Source organism: Anaerostipes sp. CAG:276, assembly GCF_000432215.1.
Classification (GTDB): domain Bacteria; phylum Bacillota; class Clostridia; order Lachnospirales; family Lachnospiraceae; genus Anaerostipes; species Anaerostipes caccae.
Genome location: NZ_FR889167.1, coordinates 1 through 6102, shown reverse-complemented (window position 1 = coordinate 6102; position 6102 = coordinate 1). Strand labels below are relative to the sequence as shown.

Sequence of the window (6102 nt, the reverse complement as noted above, 5' to 3'; positions counted from 1 at the left end):
GAAGAAGAAAGAAGTGATGCTGTCCCGCTCAGTCAGGATTTCTTTTCTCCCACATAGATTGGACGGGTAAAAGGAAAGTGATCACCAACATCTTTCAGACAGATCAACGCATCAATAAATTCATCGTATGCATTTCCCGGAAGTTTGTGGATGAAAGAATGAAAATCAAACGGGTAGTCTGATGCAGTCTTATAGCCTAAGATCCTGCAGCCAAAGTCATTGATATGGAGAAGAGTCAGGCGGTCTCCGTCTCTCTGAAACTGCATAACTCCGGTGGGCAGATTTTGATAGGTTGATTTTAAAAATTGGTATTCCTGTTTCTGGTCCAACAAATCATCTCCTGTCTGTTTTCTTTTTATTATAATATATTGAAATCAAAGAGGAAAGAGCGGCGGAGCATAAACTTTTGTTGTTTAAGGCGCTGATTGCGGTGAATACGAAGTATGGAAGGAAAATGACATATTTAAGATAAAATAAACAAAAACAGACAGAAAGGAAGACCTATGAAGAAGATTATTTTTGCTGCGGTGGCTGTGATTTTTATGGCGGCAGCGGTGGTAAGTGTGAAGGAAATTGTTCATGGAAAAAAGAATACTGGAATCAGTTACTATGCAAAAATCATAGCAGGATCCGAGAATAAGGAAGGCTGGCAACATTTTTACCATATAAAAGGATTTGATGAAAATGGGAATGACAGGATGCTGACTGTATATGCGGATCGGGATCAGCCTTATCCGAAGGGAGAATATTTAAAAATTACTTGCTCTGCAGAATCTGACGGGTCGAAGGAAATGACATGGAGTATGGTGGAACAGAGCAGTATTTCGGAAGAGGCAATGTTAAAAATACAGAAATGGGAAAAAAGGATTAGACGGCTGGCGGCTGAAAAGAGTTCTCAATCGGGGGATAGCTTAAGTGCACCGAGAAAGATTGATAAGACAAAAAAACTGATTGCATTTTCTTTTGACGATGGACCTGCCAGGCAAAACACAGACAAAGTTGCAAAAGCTTTGGCAAAGAATCATGTAAGAGCAACCTTTTTTATGCTTGGATAGAATGTTTCCTATTATCCGCAGCTTGTGAAAGAAGTAAAAGATTCGGGGAACGAGGTGGCCGGACACTCCTGGAATCATCCTCAGCTGACTAAACTGGGTGCAGCCGGGGTATGCCGTCAGATGCAGAAAATGAATCACGCGATTTCAAAAGTGACGGGCTCGAATGTAGGTCTGCTGCGTCCAACGTATGGAGCCATTGACCGTATGGTGAAAGCTAATATTAATGCGCCGCTGATCTTGTGGAGCATTGATACATTAGACTGGAAGACTTTAAATACAGATGCCACAGTAAATACGATCCTTAAACAAGCGAAGGACGGAGACATCGTATTGATGCATGATATTCATAAACCTTCTGTGGCAGCGGCAGAAAAAGTGCTTCCACTGCTGAAAGCGAGAGGATTTGAAATCTGTACAGTTTCAGAATTATTAAAGGCAAAGGGAATCACTGTGGGTAAAGGCGATGTTGTCATCAGCGCCAACCAGATTTATAAGTATAAAAAAATCAGAGATAGAAAAAGAGTGTTGTTTGCGTCGTTGAAAGTACAGTTTGTGGATTTTGAGAAAATATAGGATGTAACCTGTTATAATCAATTTGTAATTAATCATCAGCTGAGGAAGGACAGCTGGAAACTTTTTTCCTCAAAGATAAGATAAACTCCTTTTGAGATTAAAAAGCTTGCGAATAGATTGCAAAAAGCAAGCAAAGAATATATAATAAAAGTAATAGAAAATAAAGGAGATGATAGATATGGCTAAGACATCAAATATTTTTACCCGTGTAGATCCTGAAATAAAAGAGCAGGCAGAGCAAGTGCTTGAGCGTTTGGGCATTCCGATGTCAACTGCAGTGGGTATGTTTTTGAGACAAATTGTGATGCAGCGGGGACTTCCGTTTGAAGTGAAGCTGCCCAAAGATATGCCGCTTGTATACGACTACCTTACGAAAGAACAATTTGATGCGGAAATAGAAAAGGGCATGGATGATATAAGAAAGGGAAGGGTATATTCGGCAGAAGATGTCGAAGAGGAGATGAAGCGGGATTACGGGATATGAGTTGCAGGATTTTTTATACAAAAAAGGCAAAACAGGATTTGAGAGATATATATGAATATATAGCGTATGAACTGCTTGTGCCGGAAACAGCATCTGAACAAACTCGTAGAATTATGAAAGAAATCAAGACACTTGATGAAATGCCGAGACGTTATCGTTTATATGAGGAAGAGCCATGGCATAGTGAAGGAATCCGATTTTTTCCGGTGGATAATTACCTTGTGTTTTATCAACCTAATGAGTCCCAAAATACAGTGAGTATTGTTCGTATTATGTACGGTGGGAGAGACATCAAAAATCATTTGGATAGAACGACAATCGATTAATATTTTTTTGACGTGGCAGAAGAGCCGTCCGGCAGACCGGGCGGCTCTTCTGGCAGCTTAAATTATTTCTTATACCGATAAACATCATTCGCACTTACCACGACATCTCCCGGATGCAGAGTAATATTTCTCGCCTCAAGGAGCTCCGATACCGTACATACTTGAAAGCCTTTCTTTTCAAGTTTCGGGAGTACCTTTTTCACAGCTTCTGCCGTAGGAGCATGAATGTCATGCATCAGGATGATATCCCCATCCTTGGCCTGCTTTAAAATAGCAGCAGCAGTCTTGTCTGCATTCAGCGTTTTCCAGTCCAGCGTGTCGATACTCCAAAGGATCAGCGGATCTTTTACCGTGTTTTTGACGGTTCGGTTAATAGACCCATAAGGCGGCCTTAAAAGTCCCACATCAGATCCGGTCACAGAAGCAATGGCTTCGTTCATCTGCGACATCTGTTTTTTCACACCTTTTTTACCGAGTTTTGTGAGCAGCGGATGGTTCCAGGAGTGGCCGGCGATTTCATTGCCTGATTCCTCAACTTTTTTTACAAGGTCAGGATAATATTTTGCATTCTGGCCAAGCATAAAAAAGGTAGCCCTCGCATTGTTTTTATCCAGGGCCTTTAGTATTTTCTCCGTATTTTTTCTGGAAGGTCCGTCATCGAATGAAAACGCGATGAGTTTTTTCTCGGGATCGACTCGTTTGGGAAGAAAGGGGAAATCGCCTAGTTTAAACTGTGTAATTTCGCGGACGATCTTCTGGTTCTTTTGAATTTCTCCGCTGGCAGCCGAGGATTCCTGAAGAGAACTTGTCTCTTTGCTGGTCCGAAACAGGTAAATGCCTTGAAAAGCAATAATGGACAGCATTATAAGCAAGACTGCGGTTTGTCCTTTGTTTAATCCTTTTTTCATTTGTGCCTCCTATCCATACATAGTATTTCCGTTTTCCAGCAATCCTTGACAAAAGAACATGGAAAGGCAGGGTGAAATTACAAGCTATAATTTATTGTATGTGGAGAGATCTGATTATATTAAGAAAAATCTGTTATAATGAAACATATCATATTTTATAAATTTTTGAATATCACTTATTTGACGGAGTATAAAGGATAGAGTTTATGGATATTAAAAGAATCGGAGAAGCCGGGCAGCTTAGATCTTTGGATACGGTGAATGGATTTGATGTGCGTCCGGGGTTTTACCTTCAAAACGGTGCGACTGCTATTGAAGGCGGCGTGAGTTTCACCGTACATACGAAAAACGGAACTGCCTGTACATTAGTTTTATATGAAAGAAAGGTACAGGAACCTTTCGCTGAAATACCATTTCCGGAAAATTACCGGATCGGAAATGTATACTCGATGATCGTTTTCGGCCTGGATATCCGGAAGATTGAATACAATTACAGAGTTGACGGGCCGAAGGATTTAAAAAAGGGACTTTTGTTTGACAAGGAGCGGTATCTTTTAGATCCCTATGCAAAAGCCGTCACCGGTCAGAGCAACTGGGGCGAGAAACCTGAGTACAGCAGGGACTGTTATCGGGCGAGAGTCGTCTCCAATGACTTTGACTGGGGAAGAGCCAGGCGAAAACCCACAGATATGCGGGACCTTATCATCTATGAACTTCATACCAGAGGATTTACAAAACACCATACATCAGATGTAAAACACCCGGGAACCTTTGACGGGATCCGGGAAAAGATTCCTTATCTGAAGGATCTGGGCATCAATGCCGTGGAACTGATGCCGATCTTTGAATTTGACGAGACGAGGGATACCAGGTATGTCAATGGTAAAAAACTTTTGGACTACTGGGGTTATAATCCGGTCAGCTTTTTTGCGCCGAATACAAGCTACAGCTCGGAAAAAGAATTTAACAGAGAGGGTTCAGAGCTTAAATACCTGATCCGGGAACTTCACGACAATGATATTGAAGTAATCCTCGATGTGGTGTTCAACCACACGGCGGAGGGAAATGAGAACGGTCCGTTCATATCTTTTAAAGGATTTGACAATAATATATATTATATGCTTACGCCGGACGGAAAATATTATAATTTCAGCGGCTGCGGCAATACACTGAACTGCAATCACCCGGTCGTTCAGAACATGATCCTGGACTGTTTAAGGTACTGGGTGACGGATTACCGGATCGACGGATTCCGGTTTGACCTGGCATCGATTCTCGGAAGAAGTGAGGACGGTTCACCATTAAGTAAGCCTCCGCTTTTGGAAAGGCTTGCATTTGACCCGATCCTGGGCCGTGTGAAATTAATTGCTGAGGCATGGGACGCTGCGGGTCTTTATCAGGTGGGCACGTTTCCGTCATGGAACCGGTGGTCTGAGTGGAATGGCAGATACCGGGACGATATGAGAAGATTCCTGAAAGGAGATCCGGGACTTGTGAAAGCCGCTGCCCAGAGGATGAGCGGCTCCAGGGATATCTATGACAGGGAGAGCCGGGGCGATACGGCTTCAGTGAATTTTATCACCTGCCATGACGGATTCACGATGTGGGACCTTTATTCCTATAATGAAAAGCACAATCTGGATAACGGATGGAACAATACGGACGGAGACAACAATAACAACAGCTGGAACTGCGGTGAAGAAGGGTACACTGACCGGCAGGATGTCATAAAGCTCAGGAAAAAGCTTGTGAGAAATGCTTTTGCGGCGCTGATGACCAGCCAGGGTGTCCCGATGATGTATGCGGGGGACGAATTTTTGAATACCCAGTACGGCAATAACAATGCCTACTGTCAGGATAATGAAATTTCGTGGCTGAATTGGGATCTGCTTTTGGAAAATCATGAGACCACACAATTTGTCAAAGAGATGATCCGTTTCAGAAAAAAACACCCGGTGTTAAGATCCAGAGGGGAGGATGCGCTGTGCGGACTGCCTTCCGTCAGCTTTCACGGAGAAGAACCATGGAAGTTAAAGGAGGATGACCAAAACCATCTTCTGGGCGTTCTGTTTGCCGGAAGAGAAAAAGATAGTGACACAGATGATATTGTTTATGTTATGATGAATATGCATTGGGAGCCGCATACTGTGAGGCTTCCGGAACTTCCGCTGGATTACTTCTGGGAGATTTTTTCAGATACGGCCGGCGAGCCGAAAAATAGCCGGCTGCCCGGAGGAGAGATCCGGATGGAAGAGCGGAGTATGATTATATTAGAAGGGAACCAGATGGGACGGAAGGGCGATGTCATCTGTCTCTAAAGATAAAGTTTAAGTAAAGGAAGAGAATGTAAGATGTGGATTGCAGATCAGTGGAACGATTATGAAGTTTTAGATACTTCTTGTGGTGAAAAATTAGAAAGATGGGGAGACTATTATTTAGTACGGCCGGACCCTCAGGTTTTATGGCAGACACCAAAGAAGTTAAAGCAGTGGAAGAAGCCAAACGGACATTATCACAGGAGCAGCAGAGGCGGCGGACAGTGGGAGTTCTTTGATCTCCCTAAGACCTGGGATATCAGGTACAGGGAACTTACATTTCATTTGCAGCCATTCAGCTTTAAACACACAGGAGTTTTTCCGGAGCAGGCAGTGAACTGGGATTGGTTTTCAGATAAGATCAAAAAGGCCGGGCGGCCTGTAAAGGTGCTGAACCTGTTTGCCTACACAGGCGGCGCCACATTAGCGGCAGCCGCAGCC

5 protein-coding genes and 2 pseudogenes are annotated in these 6102 nt (G+C 43.2%); 5 read left to right on the top strand and 2 right to left on the bottom strand.

Features of this window, described 5'->3' with window-relative positions; translation table 11 throughout:
- Positions 1-32: 32 nt before the first annotated feature.
- Positions 33-329, bottom strand: coding sequence for a hypothetical protein (locus tag QVP35_RS00745; RefSeq protein ID WP_039930463.1), 297 nt, complete (start codon positions 327-329; stop codon positions 33-35).
- Positions 330-503: 174 nt separating this feature from the next.
- On the opposite strand from QVP35_RS00745, the pseudogene QVP35_RS00740 reads away from it, so the two are divergent.
- From QVP35_RS00740 to QVP35_RS00730, 3 genes and pseudogenes are all read left to right on the top strand, one after another.
- A pseudogene (locus QVP35_RS00740) lies at positions 504-1628 on the top strand (polysaccharide deacetylase family protein).
- A 178-nt stretch (positions 1629-1806) separates the two neighbouring features.
- Positions 1807-2112: a type II toxin-antitoxin system RelB/DinJ family antitoxin gene (locus tag QVP35_RS00735; protein WP_022260676.1), complete on the top strand. Its 306-nt coding sequence runs from the start codon at positions 1807-1809 to the stop codon at positions 2110-2112.
- Positions 2109-2438 (top strand): type II toxin-antitoxin system RelE/ParE family toxin, encoded by a 330-nt coding sequence (locus QVP35_RS00730; RefSeq protein WP_022260675.1) that lies wholly within the window; start codon positions 2109-2111, stop codon positions 2436-2438. The genes QVP35_RS00735 and QVP35_RS00730 overlap by 4 nt, the downstream gene beginning before the upstream one ends.
- A gap of 62 nt (positions 2439-2500) precedes the next feature.
- Here the strand turns inward: QVP35_RS00730 and QVP35_RS00725 are convergent, their stop codons facing one another.
- A complete protein-coding gene (locus QVP35_RS00725; RefSeq protein ID WP_022260674.1) occupies positions 2501-3346 on the bottom strand; it encodes a polysaccharide deacetylase family protein in 846 nt (281 codons plus the stop codon).
- 206 nt (positions 3347-3552) lie between these two features.
- Here QVP35_RS00725 and glgX point away from each other — a divergent pair, with 206 nt between their 5' ends.
- Together glgX and QVP35_RS00715 are read left to right on the top strand one after the other, a co-directional pair.
- Positions 3553-5664, top strand: coding sequence for a glycogen debranching protein GlgX (gene glgX / locus QVP35_RS00720; protein ID WP_009290066.1), 2112 nt, complete (start codon positions 3553-3555; stop codon positions 5662-5664).
- Between the two features lie 33 nt (positions 5665-5697).
- Positions 5698-6102 (top strand): annotated as a pseudogene (locus QVP35_RS00715) (class I SAM-dependent methyltransferase); the annotation flags it as partial.